Below are 26,229 nucleotides of genomic sequence, written 5' to 3'. Positions count from 1 at the left end.
ATACACAAGATGACATGTGGATTCCATATAAACCACTTGAGCCTGTACGACAAATTGATTTCGGTGGTAATGATAGTAGTTTATCTGATGATAGCTTACATCCGAATGATAAAGGACAGAGATTTATTTATGGAGAGATATTGAATTATTTGAACGTGGTTATGCAATTTAAAAATGGGGTGGTCGAAAATGAAAGAAAAAATTGATTTAAACTATCAGAATACACAATTTGAAATAGATGGTTATTGGCTGGATGATGCTGATAATGATGCTCTTGAAGAAGTTAATTTAAGTAAGAAGCCATTGGTCATAATATGCCCTGGTGGTGGATTTACTTATTTATCAGATTTTGAATCACAACCCGTAGCTATGCGATACGCAGCTGAAGGAATGCATTCGTTGGTATTCAATTATCAATTGACCGATGATGAAAATTCTACATATCCTTTAGCAATGCAAGAATTAGCTGTAACATTGAACTGGGTATATGATCATGCAGAAGAAAAGAATATTGATATATCTAAGGTTGTATTGTTAGGATTTTCTGCAGGAGGTCACGTTGTTGCTAACTTTAATTCATATATGATGGACAAAAATTTACGTGAAGTAATTTTTGATCAAGAGCTTAAACTAGAACCAGCAGGTATAATGTTGTCATATCCTGTTGTTGATATGGGACTTGGTTGGCCTAATGATGAAAATTTAGCAAAAAAAATAGACCCAACAGAAAAATTCTATCAAGCTCAAAAAAATATCAATAGTAACTCAAAACCTACGTATTTGTGGACAACTATGACAGATAGTCTAGTTCCTGCTAAGAATCCTCTTGTTTATGTGGATGAACTTGATAAAAACGCAATACCTTATGAGGTTCATGCATTTGGTATTGGATAACATGGAATGTCTCTAGCAGATAGATCCACAATTAATGTTAAAGCAGGTAATTACGGAAATACTCATGTAGCTAAATGGGTCGATTTATCTGTTGATTGGTTGAATATTATTGGTGTACTTAAATAAAGATTATTAGGATGATTCCGCTTGCCAGTGTTATATAGGGGATGAATCCAAATGATCTTTTTTTATTTGTCAAAAAATGTAGTATACACAAACCGCAACTAATTAATAAGATGAATAAACAAATTCTGTATCCAAAGAATAAAGCTAATATTGCACACAGTTCTACATCTCCCAGACCTAAGCCATTAGATATAATACTGAACAATAGAAGAAAAATATAAACCAAAATACAATCCAACATATATTTATGATTATTTGAAAATAATGCTGGAATAAATCCTAAATAGTAAATTGTGTAGATGTGTTTGTAGAAAAAGTCAGAATAAGATAGCAAAATAAGTGTTAGAAGAATAGGGATGTACATCAAAGTATCCATGTGTTTGTAAAATATAATAAAAAGGAACACACCACTAAAGATTTCACCTATAATAGTGTTATATGGAATTCTTACTTTACTGTTTGAACATTTCCCCAATAGAAATAGATAGCTGAAAACGGGAATTAAATCTAATATTGATAAAGTTTTATTACAATTAGAGCAAGATGAACGACGAGTCAAACTTACATTTGGAAAATCTTGTGCGGTGACAGCTAAAAAAGAAGCACAGCATGCACCGAGAAAAAAGATAATCACATAAAATAAAAAAAGTATCATATATAGTACCTCCTAATTTATATTACGATAATCAATGGACAAAAATTTCCTATCGGAATTGTTGGAAACTTGATTGACAATAGATTTTTAGGATGATATGCTTAAGGACGTGCTTTTATTAGCAGCAAGATTATTTGTTATTAAATACAAGCCAATGTGTACACCACATTTAGTGGTTTATTATTTTTCGAAAAAAATGAACCACCTGGATGTGTGTACTTAAATAATCAGGAGGAACCTTGAATGCCTACAATTAATCAATTAGTTCGTAAAGGTCGTAAGAGCTTGACATCAAAATCAAATGCTCCTGCCTTGAACTTTGGATACAACAGTATGAAGAAAGAAACAACTAACAATCCAGCACCTCAAAAACGTGGTGTTGCTACTCGTGTTGGTACTATGACACCTAAGAAACCTAACTCTGCCCTACGTAAGTATGCCCGTGTTAGATTGTCAAACCTTATCGAAGTTACTGCATATATTCCTGGTGAAGGACATAATCTACAAGAACATAGTGTTGTTCTTGTTCGTGGTGGTCGTGTAAAAGATCTACCCGGTGTTCGTTATCACGTTGTCCGTGGTGCTTTGGATACAGCCGGTGTTGATGGCCGTATGAAGAGCCGTTCAAAATATGGTACAAAGAGACCTAAATAATCTTAATAAATTAATATATAAAATAAACATGACATATAGTCACAATATCTACGGAGGAAATAAATATGCCTAGAAAAGGTCCAGCTCCAAAACGCGAAGTTTTGCCTGATCCAATTTACAACTCAAAAATCGTTACTCGTCTAATTAACCACTTAATGTATGACGGTAAAAGAGGTACTGCCTCAACAATTCTATATAGTGCCTTTGACATTATTAGAGAACAAACAGGAAACGAACCTATTGAAGTCTTTGAAGAAGCAATGAACAATGTTATGCCTGTTCTTGAAGTTAAAGCTCGCCGTATCGGTGGTTCTAACTACCAAATTCCTATCGAAGTTCGTCCAGATCGTCGTACAACACTAGGTTTACGTTGGATCGTAAGTTATTCACGTATGCGTGGTGAACACACAATGGATCAAAGATTAGCTAACGAAATCATGGAAGCTGCTCAAAACACTGGTGCAGCTGTTAAGAAACGTGAAGATACACATAAGATGGCTGATGCCAACCGTGCTTTCGCTCACTATCGCTGGTAATCAATGGATAGAAAAATCAAAGGAGAACATTTTTAATGGCTAACAAACGTGAATTTCCATTAGAAGAAACTCGTAATATCGGTATCATGGCTCATATTGATGCTGGTAAAACAACAACTACAGAACGTATCTTGTACTATACTGGTAAAATCCACAAAATCGGTGAAACACATGATGGTGCTTCACAAATGGACTGGATGGAACAAGAACAAGAACGTGGTATTACAATCACATCAGCTGCTACAACAGCTGAATGGAAAGATCACCGTATCAATATTATTGATACACCAGGACACGTGGATTTCACTATTGAAGTTGAACGTTCACTTCGTGTTCTTGATGGTGCTATCACAGTTCTTGATGCACAATCAGGTGTTGAACCACAAACTGAAAATGTTTGGCGTCAAGCTACAACATACTCAGTTCCTCGTATCGTATTCGTAAACAAGATGGATAAAATTGGTGCTGACTTTGACTTCTCTGTAAGTACATTACACGATCGTCTACAAGCTAACGCCCATGCTATCCAAATGCCTATTGGTGCAGAAGACAATTTCGAAGGTGTTATTGACCTTATCGAAATGAAAGCTGATATTTACGATGAAGATGAATTAGGTTCAAAATGGGATACAGTTGATGTTCCAGAAGAATACCGTGAGGAAGCTCAAGCTAAGCGTGTAGAACTTATTGAAGCACTTGCTGAAGTTGATGATGCAATCATGGACAAATATCTTGATGGTGAAGAAGTAAGCAATGATGAAATCAAAGCTGCTATTCGTCAATCAACAATCGACTTGAAGTTCTTCCCAGTTCTTGCTGGTTCAGCCTTCAAAAACAAAGGTGTTCAAATGTTAATGGATGCCGTTGTAGATTACCTACCATCTCCATTAGATGTTAAACCTTACAACGCTACTGATCCTAAAGACGATAGTGAAATTGAAATCAAAGCTGACGATAGCAAACCATTTGCTGGTCTAGCATTTAAGATTGCAACAGATCCATTCGTTGGACGTCTAACATACATCCGTGTATATAGAGGTATTCTAGAATCAGGTTCATACGTATTGAACTCAACAAAAGACAAACGTGAACGTGTTGGACGTTTGCTACAAATGCACTCTAATCACCGTAATGAAATTCCTGAAGTTTTCTCTGGTGATATTGCTGCTGTTATCGGACTTAAGAATACAACAACAGGTGATTCTCTAACAGATCCTGATCACCCACTTATTCTTGAATCACTTGATATTCCAGAACCAGTTATCCAAGTTTCTGTTGAACCAGAATCTAAAGAAGATAGAAACAAGATGGATGAAGCTATCCAAAAACTATCTGAAGAAGATCCTACTTTCCAAGCAGAAACAAACCCTGAAACAGGTGAAACATTGATCTCAGGAATGGGAGAACTTCACTTGGATATCATGGTTGACCGTATGAAACGTGAATTTAAAGTTTCAGCTAAAGTTGGTGAACCACAAGTTGCTTACCGTGAAACATTCACTAAGTCAACACAAGCTCAAGGTAAGTTCGTTCGTCAATCTGGTGGTAAAGGTCAATATGGTGACGTTTGGGTTGAATTTACTCCTAATGAAGAGGGTAAAGGATTCGAATTCGAAGACGCTATCGTCGGTGGTGTAGTTCCTCGTGAATACATTCCTTCAGTTGAACAAGGACTAGAAGAAGCAATGGAAAATGGTGTTCTTGCTGGATATCCATTGATCGATGTTAAGGCAAAACTATATGATGGTTCATACCATGATGTCGATTCTAATGAATCAGCCTTTAAGATTGCTGCTTCAATGTCTCTACGTAATGCTGCTAAGAGTGCTGGTGCTGTTATTCTTGAACCTATCATGAAGGTTGAAGTTGTTGCTCCAGAAGATTACCTTGGTGATGTTATGGGACAAATCAATGCTCGTCGTGGACGTGTTGATGGAATGGAAGCTCGTGGTAATGCACAAGTTGTTAATGCATATGTTCCTCTATCAGAAATGTTTGGATATGCAACAACACTTCGTTCAGCAACACAAGGACGTGGTACATTTACAATGACATTTGATCACTACGAAAAAGTACCTAAGGGTATTCAAGAAGAAATTATTGCTAAAAATGGTGGAAAGCCAGTTGAAGATTAATTTTTGAATTAAAACAGACAACTTTAAAGAGTTGTCTGTTTTTTTGTTTTCAAAATTATAATAGATAAAAGTATAAAAAAGCCTTGATATGAAAGCTGAATTCGGGTAATATGATAGGAGTGTTATTTCTCAGGGAGAAGTACGCGCTTTTGGTATTAAAATAATACCGACGGCAACGAAATGAGAGGTTGCGACACGCCCGGCCGCTTTGCCACGGCAGAGCGTGACGGATATTTTCATTGAGCCGGTCATCTTGAAAGAGACAAAAAGGAGGTAACCCCATGGCAAGTCAAAAAATTCGCATTCGCTTGAAAGCTTACGAACATCGTATCTTAGATCAATCAGCTGACAAGATTGTGGAAACAGCAAAGAGAACTGGAGCAAAAATTTCAGGTCCAATTCCATTGCCAACAGAACGTTCACTATATACAGTGTTGAGTTCACCACATAAGCATAAAGATTCTAGAGAACAATTCGAAATGCGTACACATAAGAGACTTATCGACATCGTTGATCCATCACCTAAGACAGTTGATTCATTGATGAAGTTAGATCTACCATCTGGTGTGGACATCGAAATTAAATTGTAATAAATAAATATTTAAAAAAATTATTGGAGGTGCAAACATGGCCAGAAAAGGAATTCTTGGTAAAAAAGTCGGAATGACACAAATTTTCACTGACAACGGCGAACTAGTTCCCGTAACAGTTGTTGAAGTAACACCTAATGTTGTTATGCAACTGAAAACAGTTGAAAATGATGGTTACGAAGCCGTACAACTTGGTTTGGAAGACCGTCGTGAAGTTCTAACAAACAAACCTGCCAAAGGTCATGCTGAGAAAGCAAATACAACTCCTAAGCACTACATTCGCGAGTTCCGCGATGTAGAAATGGGAGACTACGAAATGGGTGGCGAAGTTAAAGTAGATATCTTTAACGAAGGCGACATCGTAGATGTAACAGGAACAAGTAAGGGACATGGTTTCCAAGGTAACATTAAGAGACATGGTCAATCACGTGGACCTGAAACTCACGGTTCAAGATATCACAGAAGACCTGGTTCAATGGGTGCTGTTATCAACCGTGTATTCAAAGGTAAAGCATTACCTGGACGTATGGGTAACGATCGTATTACTACACAAAACCTTACAGTTGTAAAAGTTGATGCAGAACGCAACGCTATTATGATCAAGGGTAATGTGCCTGGTGCAAACAAGTCACTAGTTAAAATTCAATCAACAATTAAAGTTAAAAAAGAAAAATAGGAAGGGAGGACATTAGTTATGACTAAAGTCACAGCTTACAAAGACAGTGGCGCTAAAGGCGCTGAAGTTGAAGTAAATGACGCAGTTTTTGGTATTGAACCAAATAACAGTGTTGTTACAGATGCAGTTATCATGCAACGTGCAGCATTACGTCAAGGAACACATGCAGTTAAGAACCGTTCAGCTGTTCGTGGTGGTGGTAGAAAACCATGGCGTCAAAAGGGTACAGGTCGTGCTCGTCAAGGTTCTATCAGATCACCACAATGGGTTGGTGGTGGAGTGGTATTTGGTCCTACACCAAGATCATACGCATACCACATTCCAAAGAAAGTTAGTCGTTTAGCATTGAAGTCAGTTCTTTCACAAAAAGCAGCTGATAATAACCTAGTTGTTATTGATTCAATTTCTTACGACAAACCAAGTACAAAATCATTCAAACAACTTCTTGAAAAAGTAGGTGTTGGTAAAAAAGTACTTGTAGTTATAGAAGATGGAAATGATAACGTTGCTTTATCAGCAAGAAATATTGAAAACGTTCAAGTGATCTCACCAGAAGGTGTTAACCCACTAGATGTTATCAATGCAAAAACACTTGTTGTAACTCAAGCAGCACTTTCTAAGATTGAGGAGGTACTTGGATAATGAACGCAAGAGACGTAATTATTCGACCTGTAATCACTGAAAGTTCAATGGACGCAATGGCAGACAAGAAATATACTTTCGAAGTTGCTGTTGATGCCAACAAAGTGCTTGTAAGACAAGCAATTGAAGAAGTATTCGGTGTTCAAGTTAAAAAAGTAAATATCATGAATATTGCTGGTAAGAAGAAACGTGTTGGTCGTTATGTTGGATTAACTAACAAACGCCGTAAAGCAATCATTACTCTTACAGAAGATTCAGACGAAATTAAGATTTTCGACGAAGAATAAATTAAGGAGGATCACATAAATGGCGATTATCAAGTATAAACCAACCACAAATGGTCGTCGTAATATGACGGGTTCTGATTTTTCAGAGATTACAAAAACTACTCCTGAAAAAACATTATTAGAATCACAAAGCCATACAGCTGGTCGTAACTCATACGGTCATATTACTGTTCGTCACCGTGGTGGTGGTCACAAACAAAAATATCGTGTAATCGATTTTAAACGTAATAAAGATGGTGTTAAAGCTTTAGTTAAAGCTATTGAATACGATCCAAATCGTACAGCAAATATTGCATTGCTACACTATACTGATGGTGTTAAAGCATACATCCTAGCACCTAAAGGTCTAGAAGTAGGACAAACTGTTGAATCAGGTGTTGGTGCAGATATCAAACCTGGTAATGCATTACCACTAGAAAATATTCCAGTTGGTACAGTTATCCATAATGTTGAAATGAAACCTGGTAAAGGTGGACAACTTGGACGTTCTGCTGGTACATCAATTCAACTACTTGGTAGAGACGGTAAGTATTCATTGCTTCGTCTTCCATCAGGTGAAGTACGTATGATTCTTTCAACATGTCGTGCTACTGTTGGTGCTATCGGTAATGAACAACATGATCTAATCAAGATTGGTAAAGCTGGACGTAAACGTTGGTTGGGTATTAGACCTACAGTTCGTGGATCAGTTATGAACCCTAACGATCACCCACACGGTGGTGGTGAAGGTAAAGCTCCTATCGGACACCCATCACCAATGTCTCCATGGGGTAAGAAAACTCTTGGTAAGAAGACTCGTTCATCACATGCCAAATCTGAAAAACTTATCGTTCGTCACAGAAAAGGTAAGTAATTATTTATTAAAAATAATAAGAAGGAGAACATAAGATGAGTCGTAGTTTAAAAAAGGGACCATTTGCTGACGCACATCTTCTAAAAAAGATTGAAGCACAAGCAGATACTGAAAATAAATCAGTTATCAAAACTTGGTCAAGACGTTCAACAATCTTCCCTACATTCGTAGGATATACAATCGCTGTTCATGACGGACGTAAACATGTCCCAGTTTATATTCAAGAAGATATGGTTGGACACAAGTTGGGCGAATTCGTACCAACACGTACTTTCCGTGGTCATGGCGGAGACGATAAGAAAACTAAGTAATAAGAAGGGAGACTAAATTATGGCAGAACAAATTACATCAGCAACTGCAGTTGTAAAAAATGTTCGTATTGCACCTCGCAAGGCTCGTATGGTCATTGACTTAGTCAGAGGCAGAAATGCAGCCGAAGCACTTGCAATTTTGCAATTCACACCTAGAGCAGGCTCTCCAATTGTTGCCAAAGCTCTTAAATCTGCTATTGCAAACGCAGAACATAACTTTGATTTAGATGCTCAAAACCTATACGTTAGTGAAGCTTTCGTAGACGAAGGACCAACTCTAAAACGTTTCCGTCCTCGTGCTAAGGGTTCAGCATCACCAATTAACAAAAGAACTAGTCATATTACAGTAGTAGTAAAAGAAAAATAAGTATTGGAGGTAATTTGAGTGGGTCAAAAAATTAATCCAATTGGATTCCGTGTCGGAGTTATCCGCGATTGGGATTCAAAATGGTACGCAGAAAAAGATTTTTCAACATTTTTACACGAAGACCTTAAGATCCGTAAGTATATTGAAGACAAACTTTCAAGTGCTTCTGTATCAAGAATCGAAATCGAACGTACTGCAAAGAACGTTACAGTTTCAATTCATACCGCAAAACCTGGATTGGTTATCGGTAAAGGTGGTTCTGAAGTTGAAAAATTACGTAATGAACTAAATAGACTTGTTAATAGAAATATTCATATTAACATTATTGAAATCAAGAAACCTGATTTAGATGCAAAACTAGTAGGTGAAAGTATTGCTCGTCAACTAGAAGCTCGTATTGCTTTTAGACGTGCACAACGCCAAGCAGTTACTCGTTCAAGAAGAGCTGGTGCTAAAGGTGTTAAAGTTCAACTATCTGGTCGTCTAAACGGTGCAGATATGGCTCGTAAAGAATGGCATACAGAAGGAACTGTTCCTTTGCACACTCTTAGAGCAGATATCGATTATGCATGGGTTGAAGCAGTTACAACTTACGGTAATATCGGTGTTAAAACATGGATTTATCGTGGAGAAGTTCTACCTGCTAAACCAGTTGCAAATGATGCTAAAACTGAAGGGAAAGGAGAATAATCTATGCTAGTACCAAAACGTGTAAAACACCGTCGTGAATTCCGTGGAAAGATGCGTGGAGAAGCTAAAGGTGGAAAGAATGTTGATTTTGGAGAATTTGGTTTGAAAGCAACAACATCAAGCTGGATCTCAAATAGACAAATCGAAGCAGCTCGTGTTGCTATGACTCGTTACATGAAGCGTGGTGGTAAGGTTTGGATTAAAATCTTCCCTCATAAATCATACACTGCAAAAGGTGTAGGTGTTCGTATGGGTAACGGTAAAGGTGCTCCTGCAGGTTGGGTAGCCCCAGTTAAACGCGAAAAAGTAATGTTTGAAGTAGCTGGTGTTCCTGAAGAAGTCGCTCGTGAAGCACTAAGACTTGCAGCACACAAGTTACCAGTTAAAACAAAAATTGTTAAACGTGAGGTAGGTGGCGATAATGAAGGCTAATGAAATGACAAAGCTAACTGCTACTGAACTACAAGACAAAGTTAATACATATAAAGAAGAATTGTTTAACTTACGTTTCCAACAAGCTACTGGCCAATTGGAAAATACTGCTCGCCTAAGAACAGTTCGTAAGAACATCGCAAGATTAAAAACAGTTCAAATTCAAATGAATAACGAAAAATAATAAACGTGAAGGGAGATATCAAGTTGAGCGAAGAAACTCGTAACCGTCGTAAAGTATATCAAGGCCGTGTTGTTTCAGATAAAATGGATCAAACAATTGTAGTAGTTGTTGAAACATATAAGAAACACCCAGTTTATGGAAAACGTGTAAGATATTCTAAAAAGTACTACGTTCAAGATACTAACAACGAAGCTAAGATTGGCGATATTGTCCGTATCATGGAAACTCGACCTTTGTCTAAGACAAAGCGCTTCCGTTTATTAGAAATCGTCGAAAAAGCAGTTATTATCTAAAAATTAATTATCGATGAGAGGAGGACCAACAAGTGATTCAACAAGAAAGTCGTTTAAAAGTTGCAGATAACTCTGGAGCTCGTGAAATTCTAACAATTAAAGTTCTTGGTGGTTCAGGTCGCAAGACAGCTAATATCGGTGACATTATCGTTGCTACTGTCAAACAAGCAACACCCGGTGGCGTTGTTAAAAAAGGTGATGTTGTAAAAGCTGTTATCGTAAGAACAGTTTCAGGAGCACATCGTCCAGATGGTTCATACATCAGATTTGACGAAAATGCTGCGGTAATTATCAATGCTGATAAAACACCTAGAGGAACTCGTATCTTTGGACCAGTTGCTCGTGAGCTACGTGATAGTGATTTTATGAAGATCGTATCTCTAGCACCAGAAGTACTATAAAACCTAACAAATCAGGAGGTGCTGAATAGTGTTCGTAAAAACTGGAGACAATGTTCAAATCCTAGCCGGTGATGACAAGGGTAAACAAGGTTTAGTTAAAAAAGCTATGCCAAGTACAAACCAAGTTATTGTTGCGGGTATGAATATCGTTAAAAAACACTCAAAGCCAAGTAACACACAGCCTCAAGGCGGAATCATTGATGTTGAAATGCCAATTTCAGCAACAAATGTAAAAGTAGTTAAAGGTTCAGCAAAAGCTGCAACTAAAGAAACAGAAGATAAATAGTGAAAGGAGAAAACTAAATGGTTAACGCACTAAAAACAAGATATGTAGATGAAATCACACCAGCATTGGTAGAAAAATTCAACTATACATCAGTTATGCAAACACCTAAGATCGAAAAAATCGTTCTAAACATGGGTGTTGGTGATGCTATTTCTAACTCAAAGAATTTAGACGAAGCCGTTGAAGAATTAGGACTAATTTCTGGTCAAAAACCATTAATTACAAAAGCTAAGAAATCAATCGCTGGATTTAGACTTCGTGAAGGAATGTCAATCGGTGCTAAAGTTACCCTACGTGGTGACCGTATGTATGATTTTCTTGACAAACTAATCAATGTTGCATTGCCTCGTGTTCGTGATTTCCGTGGTGTTGGTACTCGCTCATTTGATGGACGTGGTAACTATACATTAGGTATCAAAGAACAATTGGTTTTCCCAGAAATTGATTACGATAAAGTAAACAAAATTCGTGGCTTGGACATCGTTATTGTTACAACAGCAAACACAGATGAAGAATCTCGTGAACTATTGTCACAATTCGGAATGCCATTTACAAAATAAATTAGGAGGACAATTCATTGGCTAAGACATCACAAGTAGTACGGAATCATAGACCAGCAAAATTCTCATCACAAGAATACACAAGATGCCAACGTTGTGGTCGTCCACATTCTGTATATCGTAAGTTCAAACTTTGCCGTGTTTGCCTTCGCGAATTGGCTCACAAAGGTCAAATCCCTGGCATGAAGAAAGCTAGTTGGTAAAATATAACAACTTTAAGGAGGTAAAATAAATGGTAATGACTGATCCTATTGCAGATTACTTAACACGTATTCGTAATGCAAATATGGTAAGACATGATTCTCTAGAAGTGCCTGCATCAAACATGAAAAAAAGCATTTCAGAAATCTTAAAGAACGAAGGATTTATCAAAGATTACGAAGTTATTGAAGATAACAAACAAGGCGTAATCCGTATTTACATGAAGTACGGAAGAGATCAACAACGTGTTATTTCTGGTTTGAAACGTATTTCAAAACCAGGTCTACGTAGCTATGTTGACTCTGACAATGTACCTAAGGTTCTTAATGGATTAGGTATCGCTCTTCTATCAACTTCAAAAGGTGTAATTACAGACAAAGAAGCTCGTGCTCAACACGTAGGTGGCGAAGTACTAGCATACATCTGGTAATTAATTTAAAAGAATAAGGAGGTGCACAAATGAGTCGTATTGGTTATAAAGTGATTGAAATTCCAGCAGGAGTAGAAATTACACAAAAAGATAACGATATTACTGTTAAAGGCCCAAAGGGTGAATTAACAAGAACTTTTAGCGATAAGATTAAGTTAGTTATCGAAGGTAACGAAGCTAAATTTGAACGTGAAAGTGACAATGACAAAGCTATGCACGGAACAATGCGTGCTAACTTAAATAACATGGTTGTTGGTGTAACAGAAGGTTTCGAAAAGAAACTTGAACTACGTGGTGTTGGTTACCGTGCACAAGTTAAAGGTAACACTCTAACACTTAACGTTGGTTACTCACACCCTGTTGACATGGACGCACCAGAAGGTGTATCAATCGAAGCTCCATCAACTACAGAATTAACTATCTCAGGAATCAGTAAGCAACTTGTTGGTCAATTTGCTGCTGTTATCCGCGATGTACGTCCACCAGAACCTTATAAAGGTAAAGGTATTCGTTATGTTGACGAATATGTACGTCGTAAAGAAGGTAAAACTGGTAAATAATTAAAGTAAAAAATTTATGAGGTGAAAATTGTGATCACAAAACCAGACAAGAACAAAGCACGTCAAAAACGTCAAAGACGTGTACGTGGAAAAATCTCTGGTACTGCTGAGCGCCCACGCTTAAACGTATTCCGTTCTAATAAAAACATTTACGCTCAAGTAATTGATGACGTAAAGGGTGTAACGCTAGCAAGTGCCTCAACTCTTGATAAAGAAGTTAAAGACAGTTCAAAAGTTGAACAAGCAGCGGCTGTTGGTGCATTAGTTGCCCAAAGAGCCAAAGCAGCAAAAGTTGAAGACGTAGTCTTTGATCGTGGTGGATACATTTATCATGGTCGTGTACAAAGTCTTGCCGAAGCAGCTCGTGAAAACGGACTAAAATTCTAAAAGGAGGAAACCAAACATATGACTTATATCGATCCAAATCAATTCGAATTAGAAGATCGCGTTGTTTCTATCAACCGTGTTACAAAAGTTGTTAAAGGTGGACGTCGTCTACGTTTTGCTGCAATTGTAATTGTTGGTGATAAAAATGGTCACGTAGGTTTCGGAACTGGTAAAGCTCAAGAAGTTCCTGAAGCTATTCGTAAAGCGGTTGAAGATGCTAAGAAGAACCTAATCGAAGTACCAATGGTTGGTTCAACTATTCCGCATGAAATTATCGGTAAATATGGTGCTGGTAACATCCTACTTAAACCTGCTATCGAAGGTTCAGGAATTGCCGCTGGTGGTTCAGTTCGTGCCGTATTAGAATTAGCTGGTGTTGGTGATATTACAAGTAAATCACTTGGAAGAAATACACCAATTAACGTTATCCGTGCTACAATCGATGGATTAAAGAATCTAAAAACAGCTGAAGGTGTTTCTGAAATGCGTGGAATCCCAGCTGAAAACTTGCTTAACTAGAAGAAAGGTGTGTAATAATGGCTAAACTTAAAGTTACTCTTATCAGAAGTGCAGCTCACCGCCTTCCTGCTCAACGTAAAATTGTTAAAGAACTAGGACTTGGAAGAGTTAATAGTTCAGTTGTTAAGCCGGATGATCCAGCAACACGCGGTGCTGTATTGAAAATTGCTCATTTAGTGAGCGTTGAAGAAGTAAAAGATTAATATTTAAAAGATTAGGAGGTGCAATCAATGGAACTTCATGAACTTAAACCAACCGCAGGTTCAAGACATTCAAGAAAACGTCTAGGACGTGGAACTTCAAGTGGTACAGGTAAGACTGCTGGTCGTGGTCAAAAAGGTCAACTAGCAAGATCTGGTGGTAAAACACGTATAGGTTTTGAAGGTGGACAAATGCCATTGTTCCGTCGTATGCCAAAACGTGGATTTAATAACATTAACCGCAAGGAATACGCAATTGTAAATCTAAGTGATTTAAGTACTTTTAAAGATGGCTCTGAAATTAATGTACAAACATTAAAAGAAGCAGGCATCATTAAGAAAGAACTAAACGGTGTAAAATTACTTGCTAACGGCGAAGTTAAAGCTAAGCTAACTGTTAAAGTTGCTAAGAGCTCTGATGCTGCTACAAAAGCAATCGAAGCTGCTGGTGGAACTGTAGAGGTTATCTAATATGTTTAAAACTCTTAGAGAGGCATTCAAAGTAAAAGAAATTCGATCAAAGATGCTATTTACTTTAATGCTACTAGTTATTTATAGATTAGGTACACAAATAACAGTGCCCGGTATTAATGCCTCAGCTTTATCAAGTGTTGCTAACACTGGTTTGGTATCATTTCTTGATACTGTTACCGGTGGTGGACTTGCAAGTTACTCAATCTTTTCTATGGGTGTTTCACCATTCATTACTGCACAGATTGTTGTTCAACTTTTACAAATGGACATTGTTCCTAAGTTTGTAGAGTGGAGTAAACAAGGCGAAGTAGGACGTAGAAAACTTAATCAAGTAACTCGTTATCTAACAATTGTGTTAGGACTTGTTCAGGCCATCGGTATTACAGCTGGATTTAACCAACTTAGTGGTTTAGGTCTAGTTAAATCACCAAATGTCTCTGCTTATGTTTCTATCAGTATTATTCTTACTGGTGGTACAATGCTTCTAACTTGGATCGGTGAACAAATCACTGATAAGGGTCTTGGTAATGGTGTCTCAGTAATTATCTTTGCTGGTATCATTTCAAGACTTCCAAACCAAATTCAAGGCTTGTATCAAACATATATTGGACAAGCTAATCAATCAGATTTAGCTAAAAATATTGGTTGGATGATTCTTCTTGTAATTGTTATATTACTTGTAATTCAATTCGTTACTTATGTACAACAAGCAAGTAGAAGAATTCCAATTCAATACACAAGACGTGCAGCTGGAAGTGGTAGCGAAAGTTTCCTACCATTGAAAGTTAACGTTGCTGGTGTTATTCCTGTTATCTTTGCCAGTTCGTTTATTGTTACACCTCAAACAATTTTGATGGCGTTCCAAAACTCACATGGTACAGAAACATGGTATAAAGTATTAGCAGAAATTTTTAGTTTGACTACATATACAGGTATTGCAATTTATACATTGTTAATTGTTCTATTTACATTCTTTTACGCTTTTGTTCAAGTTAACCCTGAAAAACTTTCAGAAAACTTGCAAAAGCAAGGGGCATATATCCCTGGTATATGGCCTGGTAATGAAACTATTAGTTTTATGAACGGTGTTCTAATGAGACTTTCAACAGTCGGTTCAGTATTCTTAGGTATTGTTGCTCTTATTCCATTATTAGCAACTAAATTATTCTCACTACCTCAATCCATCGGATTAGGTGGTACAAGTTTACTAATCGTTGTTGGTGTTACTCTAGAAATGGACCGTCAACTAAAAGGATTATTGAAGAAACGTGAATACGTTGGCTTCATTAGATAATGGGAGATTAAACCATGAATATTGTATTGATGGGGTTACCCGGTGCCGGTAAAGGTACACAAGCTGAAAGAATCGTTGAAGATTTTAGTGTTATTCACATCTCAACAGGTGATATGTTTAGACAAGCAATGTCTGAAAAGACAGAAGTTGGACTAAACGCCAAAAGTTTTATTGATAAAGGTGAACTAGTTCCTGATGAAGTCACTGAAGCTGTTGTTCAAGAACGACTAGCAAAAGATGACGTGCAAAAGAATGGATATATGCTAGATGGTTTTCCAAGAACTATTGCGCAGGCTGAAGCTTTACAGACAATTGCAAAGAATGTAAACAAGCCAATCGATGGTGTAATATTAATTGATGTTAAACCTGAAGTACTAGTTGAAAGATTATCTGGAAGATATATTTGTTCAAATTGTGGAGCAACTTATCATAAGATGTTTAAGCCAACTAAGGTTGAAGGTACTTGTGATGTCTGTGGATCTCACGATTTCTATCAACGTGAAGATGATAAACCAGAAACTGTTAAAAACAGATTGAAAGTTAACATCGAAATGAATACACCATTAATCGATTTTTATAGTGACTTAGGTCTTCTATATAAAGTCGATGGTGAACAAGAAATTGATGAAGTTTATAGCAAAGTTAAATCAATATTACAAAATCTATAATAGTTACTGATTTGGATTTGTTTACAATACCAGAGAAATATTATATAATTTTGCGATATGGTGATGAATTTCATCCCGATGGAGGTCAAATCTTTGGCAAAAGAAGATGTCATTGAAGTAGAAGGTACAATTTCAGAAACAATGCCTAATGCAATGTTTAAGGTAGAACTTGAAAATGGAGCAACAATTCTTGCTCATGTTTCAGGTAAGATTCGTATGCACTATATTAAAATCTTGCCTGGTGATAAAGTTACCGTGGAATTATCCCCTTATGATTTAACCAAGGGAAGAATTACATATAGATATAGATAAAAAGTAATTTAATGGAATGGAGGTTCCGACATGAAAGTAAGACCATCCGTTAAACCTATGTGTGAGCACTGCAAAGTAATCAAGAGACGTGGACGCGTTATGGTTATTTGTTCTGCAGATCCAAAGCACAAACAAAGACAAGGATAATTTTAATAGGAGGTAGTGTTCAATGGCTCGTATAGCAGGTATAGATTTACCTCGTGATAAGAGAATAGTTGTTGCACTTACATACATTTTTGGTATTGGTGATACAACTGCTCGTAAAGTACTTAGTGCAGCTAATGTTTCAGAAGATATTCGTACAAGAGATTTAACTCCTGAACAAGAAGATGCTATTCGTTCACAAGTCGATTCAATTCGTGTTGAAGGTGACTTGCGTCGTGAAGTAAGTATGGATATTAAGAGACTTCAAGAAATTGGTTCATACCGTGGAATGAGACATAGACGTGGTTTGCCAGTTAGAGGTCAAAATACCAAGAACAATGCAAGAACTCGTAAGGGTAAAAAAGTTGCAATTGCTGGTAAGAAGAAGTAATAAGAATACGATAGGAGGTTAATTCATGGCACAAAATAAAGGTCGCAAACGCCGTGTTAAGAAACATATCGAATCTGGTGTTGCCCACATTCACTCAACATTTAATAACACTTTAGTTATGATCACAGATGTTAACGGAAACGCTATTTCATGGTCATCAGCTGGTGCTCTTGGATTCAAAGGTAGCCGTAAGTCAACACCATTTGCCGCACAAATGGCTGGTGAAGCAGCTGCTAAGGATGCAATGGAACATGGTATGAAGACTGTTGAAGTTTCAGTAAAAGGACCTGGTTCAGGTCGTGAAGCTGCAATCCGTTCATTACAAGCAACAGGTTTGGAAATTACAGCTATTCGTGATGTGACTCCAGTTCCACATAACGGATCTCGTCCTCCAAAGCGTCGTCGTGTATAGAATGGTTTTTTATACCCGTATGAAATTTACTACGCACAGTTCGTTTTGAAAGGGGAAATAACCGTATGATCGAATTTGAAAAACCAACAATTACCGCAGTTGAAGAATCTAAAGACTTCGGTAAATATATTATCGAACCGCTAGAAAGAGGTTATGGTACAACACTAGGTAATTCATTACGTCGTGTTCTATTAACATCTCTTCCAGGTACAGCGGTATCAGATATTCAAATTGATGGTGTACTACATGAATTTTCAGCAGTTGAAGGTGTAATTGAAGATGTTACACAAATTGTGCTTAACATTAAAAAATTAGACTTAAAGTCATTTGCTGAAGATGACATAAAAGCTGAAATCGATGTAGTTGGTCCAGCTGTAGTTACTGCAAAAGATATTAAAGCAGACGCTGATTTGGAAATCCTTGACCCTGAACAATATATTTGTACAGTGGCTGATGGTGGACACTTCAACATGCAAATATCAGTTAAAAATGGTCGTGGATATAATCCTGCAGAACAAAATAAATCTGAAAGTTCACCTATTGGTGTACTACCAGTTGACTCAATTTTCACTCCGGTAGATAAAGTAAACTACCAAGTTGAAAATACTCGTGTGGGTAAGAGAAACGACTTCGATAAACTTACAATCGATATCTGGACTAATGGTTCAATTGGCCCTAGAGAAGCTATTAGTTTATCTGCAAAGATCCTTACAGAACATCTAACTAGTTTTGTAAATCTTACAGAAGAAGCTAAATCTGCTGATATGATGATTGAAAAAGAGGAAACTCAAAAAGAGAAGAAGCTAGAAATGACAATTGAAGAACTTGACCTTTCAGTTCGTTCATATAATTGTCTAAAACGTGCAGGAATTAATACTGTGCAAGAACTTACAGAGAAATCTGAAGCAGACATGATGCGCGTGCGTAATCTAGGTCGTAAATCACTTGTCGAAGTTCGTGAAAAGCTAGCTGATCTTGGATTATCATTGAAACAAGAAGATTAATAACTTATTCCAACAGGAGGTAAAAACATGGGTTACCGTAAATTAGGACGTAACAGCTCTCAAAGAAAAGCTATGTTACGTGATTTAACTACTGATTTAATTATTAATGAACGCATTATTACTACTGAAACACGTGCAAAAGAAATCAGACGTACTACTGAGAAAATGATTACTCTTGGTAAACGTGGAGATCTTCATGCTCGTCGTCAAGCTGCTACATATGTTAGAAACGAAGTTGCTAACATTGTTGAAGATGGCGATTCAGTTGTAGTACAATCTGCATTACAAAAACTATTCAGTGATGTTGCACCTCGTTATGCAGAACGTAATGGTGGTTACACACGCATTATGAAGACTGCACCTCGTCGTGGAGACGCAGCACCAATGGTTATTATTGAATTAGTTTAATAAATAAGTTTCATTAAAAATCAGTCATTCTGATATATTAGTGAGTGTTAAGATGTTGGCTATTTGCTAGCTAAGTCTATCTCTGAGATCTCTTGAGAAAGGGACACTAATATATCGAATGATTTTTTTTTTGCCCAAAATTAAAGTTTTAGTTATTATATAGTGTAATAACTTTTGAGGAGCAACAGATTATGGCTAATATTATTTCTATAGAAAATTTAAGTTATACCTATCCAGAAAGCAAATCATCCGCTGTTGATAATGTTAGTTTAGAAATTAATAAAGGTGAGTGGATATCTATTGTCGGGAAAAACGGAAGTGGAAAATCTACTCTTACTAGATTGATAGATGGATTGTTAGAAGCCAGTTCTGGAACAATATCTGTTGCTGGTCAAAAGTTGACTGAAGAAAGTCTTTGGGATATAAGGGAAAAAATTGGAATCGTATTTCAAAATCCTGACCATCAATTCGTGGGAGCAACTGTTGAAGATGATGTTGCTTTTGGATTGGAAAATCAAGGAATTGAAAGAGACCAGATGGTAAAAGAAGTCGATCAAGCATTGAAACTTGTCGACATGCAAGATTTTAAAAATAGAGATCCCCAATCTTTGTCTGGTGGTCAAAAACAGAGAGTAGCTATTGCAGGGGTGTTAGCTGTAAATCCTGAAATTATTATTTTAGATGAATCAACTAGTATGTTGGATCCTGAAGGACGCGAGACAGTACTTAGTTTGGTGAAGGACCTTTGGCAAAATAAAGGAATGACTATTATATCTATCACTCATGATATTCAGGAAACTGCTTTATCGCAGAGAGTTGTTATTATGAAAAACGGTCACTTAGTAGAAGATGTCACTCCAGCACAATTATTTGTAATGGATGATCTTAAACAATATGGGCTGGATAAGCCTTTTACTACACTGTTAAAAGAGAAATTGAATTTTGATCCTGAATATCAAGATGAGGAGGAACTTATTAGTAAATTATGGAAATTAAACTAAATAATGTATCTCACTCTTATGAGTCACAAAATCCTGATGTAGGGTTGGGATTAGATGATGTCTCTCTCACGATAAGAGACAAATCCTTTACAGCGTTGATAGGAAAAACTGGTAGTGGAAAATCTACATTAGTAAAACATATCAATGCACTCCTTAAACCGACTTCAGGAACTATTAAAATTGGAGATCGAGAAATTGATTCCAAGACCAATAATAAAAACCTAAAACCTTTGCGACAAAAAATAGGCATGGTTTTTCAATTTCCTGAGAGTCAATTATTTGAGGAAACTGTGGAAAAGGATATTATGTTCGGACCTATGAATTTTGGTGCAACTGAAGAAGAAGCACGAGAATCTGCAAAAGATGCACTCAAATTGGTAGGAATTGAAGAGAGTTATCTACAACAGTCTCCATTTGACCTTTCTGGTGGGCAGATGCGTCGTGTAGCGATTGCTGGTGTACTTGCCAGTAATCCTGAAACAATCATCTTAGATGAGCCAACAGCAGGCTTAGATCCAGTGGGAAGAATTGAAATTATGGATTTATTTAAGAAGTTGAATAAACAAGGAAAAACAATTATTTTGGTCACACACAATATGGATGACGTTGCTGACTATGCCGAGTATACTTATGTTATGCAAAATTCCAAGTTAGTTGGCCAAGGTACGCCTAAAGAAATTTTCAACAATAAAGAATTGGTAGATAGTGGGATTGTAAGTTTACCCCAAAGTGCCAGTTTTGCTAAAAAGTTAGCAGAGAAAAAGTATGTATTTGATCAATTACCAATTACTATAGATGAACTTTCAAATATGATTAAAGAGCAATTGGAGAATAATGGATAAATTAATTTTCGGAAGATATTTACCTGGGGATTCGATTATTTATCGATTAGACCCTCGTGGTAAATTTTTAATTACATTTTATTTTATAGGTATCGTTTTTTTAGCAAATAACGTTGCAAGTTATGCCTTATTGCTCGCATTTGTTTTATTTAGTGTGTATTTATCTGAAATTAATATTGGCTTTTTCATAAAGGGTCTTAGACCGATGCTGTTCTTAATCGTATTCACGGTGTTATTGCAGATGTTCTTTACTCCATCGACAGATCCACTATGGAAATTTGGAGTATTGCAATTGTCCACGGATGGTATGGTTATTGCAGGATATATCTTATTAAGATTTGTTGTAATTATTTTTATCTCAACGCTATTAACTTTAACTACTACTCCGATTGAAATATCTGATTCAATTGAGAGTATTTTGAAACCATTGAGATATGTGAAGTTTCCTGTCACTCAGGTGGCACTTAGTTTATCCATAGCGCTTAGATTTGTTCCGTTGCTAATAGATGAAACTGTCAAAATTATGGACGCTCAGAGAGCTCGTGGTGTCGATTTTGGTGAAGGTGGTCTTTTGAAAAGAATTAAGTCATTTGTTCCAATTTTGATTCCACTATTTGTAAGCAGTTTTTCTATTGCTTACGATTTAGCAATAGCTATGGAGTCACGTGGTTACAAAGATGGTGAAGGTAGAACAAAGTATCGTCAACTTCACTGGAAAAAAATCGATAACTATACAGTGTTAGTAATAGCTTTATTGACGGTATGTTTATTACTAGTTAGGAGTTATTAGATGACTAGATATAAATTAAAAATATCGTATGATGGAACAAGATTTCATGGTTTCCAACGACAGACAGATTTAAGAACTGTGCAGGGAGTCATTGAACAATCTCTAGAAAAGATGACTAAGGGACAACATGTTGATATATTTGGCTCTGGGAGAACTGATGCAGGAGTTCATGCTCTCGGTCAGATAATTCACTTTGATTATCCAGGTGAAATTCCTGCGGAGAATATGTTGCGTGCGATGAATTCTCTAATGCCACTGGATATATTGATCTTAGAATCTGAAATAGTCGATGAAGAATTCCATGCAAGATTTGGAGTTAAGAAGAAGACCTACCAGTATCGAGTAGATTGTGGACATTATACTGATCCGTTTAAGAGATTTTATACTGGTCACTATCCATATCCATTTGAGCTAGAGAAAATTGAGACTGCTATCAAGGATTTGATAGGAACACATGACTTTACTAGTTTTGCAGCTAGTGGTGGTGTGATAGAAGATAAGGTCAGAACCATCTATGAAGCAACGGTTAGATTTGATGAAAAATCCAGTGAACTAGTATTTGAGTTCACTGGAAATGGATTCTTGTATAACATGGTTAGGATACTAGTTGCGACGTTGCTAGAAATAGGTAATGGACGCCGAGATGTACATGATTTGTTAAGGCTGTATGAGGTTAAAGATCGTGAACAGGCGAGGGGATGTGCTCCTGCTAGTGGACTGTATTTAAAAGAAGTTTTTTATTAAAAAATAAGACAAATACCATTGACTAGAAGGTCAAATCCATGTAATATGGACGTTGGTATTGTTTGCCCCACGATAAGCCCCGGAAACTTATTGTAGTCAAACAAAGATCATGGAGGAAATTGTAATGCGTACAACACCATTAGCAAAAGCAAGTGAAGTTGAACGTAAGTGGTATGTTATTGATGCTACTGATGTAGTTCTTGGTAGACTATCATCTGTAGTTGCTTCAATCCTAAGAGGAAAGAACAAACCTACATACACACCAAACGTTGATACAGGTGATAATGTTATTATCATCAATGCAGAAAAAATTAAACTAACAGGTAAAAAAGCTAAGGATAAGATTTATTATCATCATACAAATCATCCTGGTGGAATCAAGAGTATTTCAGCTGGTGAAAAATTAGCTACAAAACCTGAAATGTTTATCGAAGATTCAATCCGTGGAATGCTTCCACATAACAGTCTTGGTCGTAAGCAAATCATGAAATTGCATGTATATGCAGGTTCAGAACACAACAACCAAGCACAAAATCCAGAAATGTTGGATATCAACAAACTAATCTAAGGAGGAAAACAATTTGGCACAAGTAGCATACGCTGGAACAGGCCGTCGCAAAGATTCAGTTGCACGTGTTAGACTAGTTCCAGGAAACGGTAAAATTACTATTAATGACCGCGACGTCAAAGATTATATTCCTTTCGACAATTTGATTGCTGATATGAAACAACCTTTGGACGTAACAGAAACAGGATCAAGCTATGACATTTTAGTTAATGTTAATGGTGGTGGATTCTCAGGACAAGCAGGAGCTATCAGACATGGTATCTCTCGTGCACTACTAGAAGTAGATCCTGACTTTAGATCAGCTCTTAAATCAGCTGGTTTATTGACACGTGACCCTCGTATGAAGGAACGTAAGAAACCAGGTCTTAAGAAAGCCCGTAAAGCTTCACAATTCTCAAAACGTTAATATATACTTATATATCAACACTTCTAAGCACTTCACAGTCAGCCCTGTGAGGTGTTTTTTTGTGGATTTGACACCATTGTTGACACCACTTTGACACCATTGTTTTTTGATAATTCATTTAATGTTAGTTGGCCTGCTGTCATTTGGATAACATCGGGTGTATTAACATAAGTTTTTGTTGTTTCTGTATCGCTATGTGTGAGTGCATTAGATATTGCTTCTAATGATGCACCAGACTGTTTGGCAAGAGTAGCCCCAGTGTGTCGTAATTTATGTGGAGTGGCATGTGCGAGCTCTGGATGTCTTCTTTCAATTGATTTCATACGATAGTTTAAGTAATCAGTGTGTAGAGGCTGATTAATATTGCCTTTTCTATCACAATACGAAAATAATAATTGTTCGTTTGTTTGGTTAATATTGAAAGTTGATAACTCTACTTGTTGCAATTTTTTATATTCACGCAAAGATGACAACAAATCCTCTGAGAGTCTAAAAATCGTAATCTTGTTTGCCTTTGTGGATTTTTCATCTCCGTAGCGATTTAAAGCTTTTTCTATAGTGACCTGTTTATTGTCAAAATCAATGTTCTTCCACTTTAAAGCATATGTTTCAGACTTCCTATCTGATAAAAATAGAGTTAGTTGAAATAGAAGATAATCCTGAAAAGAAAGTAGATTATTTGATAAATCTGAATTAACCGCATTTATCCAATCTTTTAACTGTTCAAAAGAAAGAAATAAGTCTTCCTCATTCTTTGATGATTGTAATTGAATCTTCTTGACTGGTTTAATACGTTTAAGTGACTTATTCAACTTATTATGGTCAATGTACTCAAGTTCCTCTGCCCAATCGAATATCGAATTAACATAACTTCTTAAAGTTTTGAAGTTAGCATACTCAGAGGCTTTTTTCGCCATCAATCGTAATACGATATTCTTATTATTATTTAAATAGTTAAGAGTATAGTTACTAAACATTGGAAGAATATGTAAACGAAACATTTTTGTAGTATTATCGATTGTCGCTCTTGTTGGTGGAGTCGGATAGAACGATGTTAAACCAGATTTGTAGTCATTAAGCCAAGTTTCTTCATAGAAATCTTTTATCGTAGAATCGCCTTTAAGTTCCAGACTATTCATTTCTTTCTTATCACGAATTTCCTTGATTTTAAGGTGAAAGTCAAGGTCGTCTGCCTTTGCCTCCTTTTGTGTTTTAAACGTCTTAGAATATAATTTTGAAACTCCTAAAGTGTCCTGTATATCCTTTGGGTAATACAGCCGAAGACGATAAGTATTGCTTTTTGTTTTAGTAATTGTCATAGTAAATGACCTCCTGATTGCGAACCGAAATCAAATACTATAACTTGATTATAGTGGGCCTACGATATTTTTGCTATATCATTCATCCATTTGTCTATTGCGAATACATCAAATCTAATGGAATTATTTAACTCTATCTTTGGTAATCCCTGTTTGATCCACTTATCCAAGGTATTATTAGTGACGTTTAAATAGGAACAGGTCTGCTTTTTGTTCAGATATCGGTTCTTTTTGAATGTTTGGTTTCTTATTGTGTCTATTTCTTCTGAAATTAATTTAAATATTTGCTTTCTTAAATACTCAAGTTGAGTATCACTTAACATAATTTCAATTTTGTCCATGAATTACTATTCCTTTCTTGTTATTAGAGATTGAAGACTCACATGATTATTGGTTTGGTTCATTGAGAAAGTATTCTTTTCTTTTTCATCGTAGTTCTTTGTAAAAATTGAATTTTCAACACTATAAGTGGTGGGAAATATAAAGTCGGCTTGTACTTCTAATATCAGTGATAGTCTGCGTAGTAGTTGATTGAATGAATCAATTTTGTTGTTAAAGATACGTTGGTAGAACTGAAGAGGATTATACGGTGTAGTAACAATAATAATGTCTGCCATTAAATGCATATTTTTATATCGAGCACTAGTCATTGAGTCATATGCCCAAGGGTCTAACATTCTTAATAAATCCTCGTAATTAAATGTAGTAGGACGTAATTCATCTAATATTACGCAAGACTGGCCTTCATATCCTTGAAACGGGTCGTTTGATGAGCCTGATATAAAACTGTCGCTTGAGTTCATTGAGGCAATATTTCTTGCAAGCTTAGTTTTACCAGTGCCGGATTTTCCATAAATCCAAATAATTTCAATAGGTTCTTTTTGTTCGATTTTATTAGATATCCATTCTTCGTATTTAATGTTAGATAACTCTTTGAATAATCTATCTATTTTTAAACTATATTGAGCCAAAGTCTTAGCGGATATATTTAACAATTCTTGTCTTGTTTGATTAATTGATAATAATCCTACTCCGGCTTTTTGAAATATATCATTAACTTGTTGAGATTCTCTAATTCGAGAGCCTTTCTTAGATGAAGACACTTCGTTTTCAATTTTTTTAAGTTCTTTAATGTAATCAAAGTTGGCAATTACTTCTGCTGGATCATATTGATATTTATCAATTGAACCAGTTGAATGATGAACTAAATACGAAATAGAATTATTAAAGCCATTACTACCATATTTTGACATGTTAGTAATTTGTGTTTCTCTATCGTTTAATTTTTTCGCAATACTTGATAATGAACGTGGATTTTTGAAATTCATGATTAAGTGAATGTGTGGTTCAGATTTTATACCATCTTTTAAATCCTTGTCATGAATAATATATGCATACTTATCAGACATAAGTTCTGCTTGGTGTTTTAATTCATTAATAGGATACGGTAGCCTATTTAGTTGTTGAACGTACATTATATTTCGAGATTTCATGGAACACCTACCTTAACTAAGTGGAACAGTACTTTTTATAAAAGACCACAACATAGGTAATTGATTATCTTTTGGAACACCAATACTGGA

43 protein-coding genes are annotated in these 26,229 nt (G+C 36.2%); 39 read left to right on the top strand and 4 right to left on the bottom strand.

Going from position 1 to position 26,229, the window contains the following annotated elements:
* The first annotated feature begins 189 nt into the window (after positions 1–189).
* Positions 190–894 carry an alpha/beta hydrolase gene (locus CS873_RS07520; RefSeq protein WP_169922467.1) on the top strand — a complete coding sequence of 235 codons (705 nt, stop codon included), beginning with the start codon at positions 190–192 and terminating at the stop codon, positions 892–894.
* Between the two features lie 118 nt (positions 895–1,012).
* On the opposite strand, the gene CS873_RS08365 is transcribed toward CS873_RS07520, so the two are convergent.
* On the bottom strand, positions 1,013–1,675 hold the full coding sequence (locus tag CS873_RS08365) for a prepilin peptidase (protein ID WP_099975217.1): 663 nt from the start codon (positions 1,673–1,675) through the stop codon (positions 1,013–1,015).
* A 243-nt stretch (positions 1,676–1,918) separates the two neighbouring features.
* Here CS873_RS08365 and rpsL point away from each other — a divergent pair, with 243 nt between their 5' ends.
* The 38 genes from rpsL (at position 1,919) to rpsI (ending at position 23,327) form a co-directional block, all read left to right on the top strand.
* The gene (gene rpsL / locus CS873_RS07510) at positions 1,919–2,329 is read left to right on the top strand and encodes a 30S ribosomal protein S12 (protein WP_099975216.1); all 411 of its coding nucleotides are present in this window, start codon (positions 1,919–1,921) and stop codon (positions 2,327–2,329) included.
* 65 nt (positions 2,330–2,394) lie between these two features.
* Positions 2,395–2,865: a 30S ribosomal protein S7 gene (gene rpsG, locus CS873_RS07505; RefSeq protein WP_099975215.1), complete on the top strand. Its 471-nt coding sequence runs from the start codon at positions 2,395–2,397 to the stop codon at positions 2,863–2,865.
* Between the two features lie 35 nt (positions 2,866–2,900).
* Positions 2,901–5,000 (top strand): elongation factor G, encoded by a 2,100-nt coding sequence (gene fusA, locus CS873_RS07500; protein WP_099975214.1) that lies wholly within the window; start codon positions 2,901–2,903, stop codon positions 4,998–5,000.
* A gap of 281 nt (positions 5,001–5,281) precedes the next feature.
* Positions 5,282–5,590 (top strand): 30S ribosomal protein S10, encoded by a 309-nt coding sequence (gene rpsJ / locus CS873_RS07495; protein ID WP_099975213.1) that lies wholly within the window; start codon positions 5,282–5,284, stop codon positions 5,588–5,590.
* A 37-nt stretch (positions 5,591–5,627) separates the two neighbouring features.
* Entirely contained in the window at positions 5,628–6,266 is a 639-nt protein-coding gene (gene rplC / locus CS873_RS07490; RefSeq protein WP_099975212.1) for a 50S ribosomal protein L3, read from the top strand.
* An 18-nt stretch (positions 6,267–6,284) separates the two neighbouring features.
* The gene (gene rplD / locus CS873_RS07485) at positions 6,285–6,908 is read left to right on the top strand and encodes a 50S ribosomal protein L4 (RefSeq protein WP_099975211.1); all 624 of its coding nucleotides are present in this window, start codon (positions 6,285–6,287) and stop codon (positions 6,906–6,908) included.
* Entirely contained in the window at positions 6,908–7,195 is a 288-nt protein-coding gene (rplW, locus tag CS873_RS07480) for a 50S ribosomal protein L23 (protein WP_099975210.1), read from the top strand. The genes rplD and rplW overlap by 1 nt, the downstream gene beginning before the upstream one ends.
* A gap of 19 nt (positions 7,196–7,214) precedes the next feature.
* Positions 7,215–8,048, top strand: a complete 834-nt coding sequence (gene rplB / locus CS873_RS07475) for a 50S ribosomal protein L2 (RefSeq protein WP_099975209.1) — start codon at positions 7,215–7,217, stop codon at positions 8,046–8,048.
* Between the two features lie 35 nt (positions 8,049–8,083).
* The gene (gene rpsS, locus CS873_RS07470) at positions 8,084–8,359 is read left to right on the top strand and encodes a 30S ribosomal protein S19 (protein WP_099975208.1); all 276 of its coding nucleotides are present in this window, start codon (positions 8,084–8,086) and stop codon (positions 8,357–8,359) included.
* Between the two features lie 19 nt (positions 8,360–8,378).
* The gene (gene rplV / locus CS873_RS07465; protein ID WP_099975207.1) at positions 8,379–8,726 is read left to right on the top strand and encodes a 50S ribosomal protein L22; all 348 of its coding nucleotides are present in this window, start codon (positions 8,379–8,381) and stop codon (positions 8,724–8,726) included.
* Between the two features lie 18 nt (positions 8,727–8,744).
* A complete protein-coding gene (gene rpsC, locus CS873_RS07460) occupies positions 8,745–9,416 on the top strand; it encodes a 30S ribosomal protein S3 (RefSeq protein ID WP_099975206.1) in 672 nt (223 codons plus the stop codon).
* Between the two features lie 3 nt (positions 9,417–9,419).
* Entirely contained in the window at positions 9,420–9,848 is a 429-nt protein-coding gene (gene rplP, locus CS873_RS07455) for a 50S ribosomal protein L16 (RefSeq protein ID WP_099975205.1), read from the top strand.
* Positions 9,838–10,032: a 50S ribosomal protein L29 gene (rpmC, locus tag CS873_RS07450; protein WP_099975204.1), complete on the top strand. Its 195-nt coding sequence runs from the start codon at positions 9,838–9,840 to the stop codon at positions 10,030–10,032. Before rplP ends, rpmC begins: the two co-directional genes overlap by 11 nt.
* A gap of 23 nt (positions 10,033–10,055) precedes the next feature.
* Positions 10,056–10,325 (top strand): 30S ribosomal protein S17, encoded by a 270-nt coding sequence (gene rpsQ / locus CS873_RS07445; RefSeq protein WP_099975203.1) that lies wholly within the window; start codon positions 10,056–10,058, stop codon positions 10,323–10,325.
* A gap of 32 nt (positions 10,326–10,357) precedes the next feature.
* Positions 10,358–10,726, top strand: a complete 369-nt coding sequence (gene rplN, locus CS873_RS07440; protein WP_099975202.1) for a 50S ribosomal protein L14 — start codon at positions 10,358–10,360, stop codon at positions 10,724–10,726.
* Between the two features lie 28 nt (positions 10,727–10,754).
* Positions 10,755–11,012: a 50S ribosomal protein L24 gene (rplX, locus tag CS873_RS07435; protein ID WP_099975201.1), complete on the top strand. Its 258-nt coding sequence runs from the start codon at positions 10,755–10,757 to the stop codon at positions 11,010–11,012.
* A 17-nt stretch (positions 11,013–11,029) separates the two neighbouring features.
* Positions 11,030–11,572, top strand: coding sequence for a 50S ribosomal protein L5 (gene rplE / locus CS873_RS07430; protein WP_099975200.1), 543 nt, complete (start codon positions 11,030–11,032; stop codon positions 11,570–11,572).
* Positions 11,573–11,589: 17 nt separating this feature from the next.
* The gene (locus CS873_RS07425; RefSeq protein ID WP_099975199.1) at positions 11,590–11,775 is read left to right on the top strand and encodes a type Z 30S ribosomal protein S14; all 186 of its coding nucleotides are present in this window, start codon (positions 11,590–11,592) and stop codon (positions 11,773–11,775) included.
* A 29-nt stretch (positions 11,776–11,804) separates the two neighbouring features.
* A complete protein-coding gene (gene rpsH / locus CS873_RS07420; RefSeq protein ID WP_099975198.1) occupies positions 11,805–12,203 on the top strand; it encodes a 30S ribosomal protein S8 in 399 nt (132 codons plus the stop codon).
* Between the two features lie 29 nt (positions 12,204–12,232).
* Positions 12,233–12,763, top strand: a complete 531-nt coding sequence (gene rplF, locus CS873_RS07415; protein WP_099975197.1) for a 50S ribosomal protein L6 — start codon at positions 12,233–12,235, stop codon at positions 12,761–12,763.
* A gap of 21 nt (positions 12,764–12,784) precedes the next feature.
* Entirely contained in the window at positions 12,785–13,150 is a 366-nt protein-coding gene (gene rplR / locus CS873_RS07410) for a 50S ribosomal protein L18 (RefSeq protein ID WP_277750447.1), read from the top strand.
* Positions 13,151–13,168: 18 nt separating this feature from the next.
* A complete protein-coding gene (rpsE, locus tag CS873_RS07405) occupies positions 13,169–13,669 on the top strand; it encodes a 30S ribosomal protein S5 (RefSeq protein WP_099975195.1) in 501 nt (166 codons plus the stop codon).
* 17 nt (positions 13,670–13,686) lie between these two features.
* Entirely contained in the window at positions 13,687–13,872 is a 186-nt protein-coding gene (rpmD, locus tag CS873_RS07400; protein ID WP_099975194.1) for a 50S ribosomal protein L30, read from the top strand.
* 27 nt (positions 13,873–13,899) lie between these two features.
* Positions 13,900–14,340 carry a 50S ribosomal protein L15 gene (gene rplO, locus CS873_RS07395; protein WP_099975193.1) on the top strand — a complete coding sequence of 147 codons (441 nt, stop codon included), beginning with the start codon at positions 13,900–13,902 and terminating at the stop codon, positions 14,338–14,340.
* Position 14,341: 1 nt separating this feature from the next.
* A complete protein-coding gene (gene secY, locus CS873_RS07390; protein WP_099975192.1) occupies positions 14,342–15,637 on the top strand; it encodes a preprotein translocase subunit SecY in 1,296 nt (431 codons plus the stop codon).
* A gap of 14 nt (positions 15,638–15,651) precedes the next feature.
* Positions 15,652–16,305 (top strand): adenylate kinase, encoded by a 654-nt coding sequence (locus tag CS873_RS07385; protein WP_099975191.1) that lies wholly within the window; start codon positions 15,652–15,654, stop codon positions 16,303–16,305.
* A 93-nt stretch (positions 16,306–16,398) separates the two neighbouring features.
* Complete coding sequence (gene infA / locus CS873_RS07380; RefSeq protein ID WP_099975190.1) at positions 16,399–16,617, top strand: translation initiation factor IF-1; 219 nt, start codon at positions 16,399–16,401, stop codon at positions 16,615–16,617.
* Between the two features lie 30 nt (positions 16,618–16,647).
* Positions 16,648–16,764 (top strand): 50S ribosomal protein L36, encoded by a 117-nt coding sequence (rpmJ, locus tag CS873_RS07375; protein ID WP_010018546.1) that lies wholly within the window; start codon positions 16,648–16,650, stop codon positions 16,762–16,764.
* A gap of 22 nt (positions 16,765–16,786) precedes the next feature.
* The gene (gene rpsM, locus CS873_RS07370; protein WP_099975189.1) at positions 16,787–17,152 is read left to right on the top strand and encodes a 30S ribosomal protein S13; all 366 of its coding nucleotides are present in this window, start codon (positions 16,787–16,789) and stop codon (positions 17,150–17,152) included.
* A gap of 25 nt (positions 17,153–17,177) precedes the next feature.
* Complete coding sequence (gene rpsK, locus CS873_RS07365; protein WP_099975188.1) at positions 17,178–17,564, top strand: 30S ribosomal protein S11; 387 nt, start codon at positions 17,178–17,180, stop codon at positions 17,562–17,564.
* 65 nt (positions 17,565–17,629) lie between these two features.
* Positions 17,630–18,568 carry a DNA-directed RNA polymerase subunit alpha gene (locus CS873_RS07360; protein WP_099975187.1) on the top strand — a complete coding sequence of 313 codons (939 nt, stop codon included), beginning with the start codon at positions 17,630–17,632 and terminating at the stop codon, positions 18,566–18,568.
* A gap of 27 nt (positions 18,569–18,595) precedes the next feature.
* The gene (rplQ, locus tag CS873_RS07355) at positions 18,596–18,976 is read left to right on the top strand and encodes a 50S ribosomal protein L17 (protein ID WP_099975186.1); all 381 of its coding nucleotides are present in this window, start codon (positions 18,596–18,598) and stop codon (positions 18,974–18,976) included.
* A gap of 191 nt (positions 18,977–19,167) precedes the next feature.
* Positions 19,168–19,977 (top strand): energy-coupling factor transporter ATPase, encoded by an 810-nt coding sequence (locus CS873_RS07350; protein ID WP_099975185.1) that lies wholly within the window; start codon positions 19,168–19,170, stop codon positions 19,975–19,977.
* A complete protein-coding gene (locus tag CS873_RS07345) occupies positions 19,962–20,819 on the top strand; it encodes an energy-coupling factor transporter ATPase (RefSeq protein WP_099975184.1) in 858 nt (285 codons plus the stop codon). Before CS873_RS07350 ends, CS873_RS07345 begins: the two co-directional genes overlap by 16 nt.
* Positions 20,809–21,609 (top strand): energy-coupling factor transporter transmembrane component T family protein, encoded by an 801-nt coding sequence (locus CS873_RS07340; RefSeq protein WP_099975183.1) that lies wholly within the window; start codon positions 20,809–20,811, stop codon positions 21,607–21,609. The genes CS873_RS07345 and CS873_RS07340 overlap by 11 nt, the downstream gene beginning before the upstream one ends.
* Positions 21,610–22,353, top strand: coding sequence for a tRNA pseudouridine(38-40) synthase TruA (gene truA / locus CS873_RS07335; protein WP_099975182.1), 744 nt, complete (start codon positions 21,610–21,612; stop codon positions 22,351–22,353).
* Between the two features lie 124 nt (positions 22,354–22,477).
* Positions 22,478–22,921, top strand: a complete 444-nt coding sequence (rplM, locus tag CS873_RS07330; protein WP_099975181.1) for a 50S ribosomal protein L13 — start codon at positions 22,478–22,480, stop codon at positions 22,919–22,921.
* A 13-nt stretch (positions 22,922–22,934) separates the two neighbouring features.
* Positions 22,935–23,327 (top strand): 30S ribosomal protein S9, encoded by a 393-nt coding sequence (gene rpsI, locus CS873_RS07325; RefSeq protein WP_099975180.1) that lies wholly within the window; start codon positions 22,935–22,937, stop codon positions 23,325–23,327.
* 38 nt (positions 23,328–23,365) lie between these two features.
* Here the strand turns inward: rpsI and CS873_RS07320 are convergent, their stop codons facing one another.
* From CS873_RS07320 to CS873_RS07310, 3 genes are read right to left on the bottom strand one after another with little or no spacing between them, the layout of a single operon-like run.
* Positions 23,366–24,646, bottom strand: coding sequence for a tyrosine-type recombinase/integrase (locus tag CS873_RS07320; RefSeq protein WP_099975179.1), 1,281 nt, complete (start codon positions 24,644–24,646; stop codon positions 23,366–23,368).
* Between the two features lie 59 nt (positions 24,647–24,705).
* Positions 24,706–24,987, bottom strand: a complete 282-nt coding sequence (locus tag CS873_RS07315) for a helix-turn-helix transcriptional regulator (RefSeq protein WP_099975178.1) — start codon at positions 24,985–24,987, stop codon at positions 24,706–24,708.
* 6 nt (positions 24,988–24,993) lie between these two features.
* Positions 24,994–26,139, bottom strand: a complete 1,146-nt coding sequence (locus CS873_RS07310; RefSeq protein WP_099975177.1) for a Rep family protein — start codon at positions 26,137–26,139, stop codon at positions 24,994–24,996.
* Positions 26,140–26,229 lie beyond the last annotated feature (90 nt).

Origin of the sequence: Companilactobacillus metriopterae (assembly GCF_002762335.1) — a bacterium.
GTDB lineage: Bacteria > Bacillota > Bacilli > Lactobacillales > Lactobacillaceae > Companilactobacillus > Companilactobacillus metriopterae.
The sequence above is the reverse complement of the archived record's forward strand: the minus strand, read 5'-3'. Positions and strand labels throughout refer to the sequence as shown.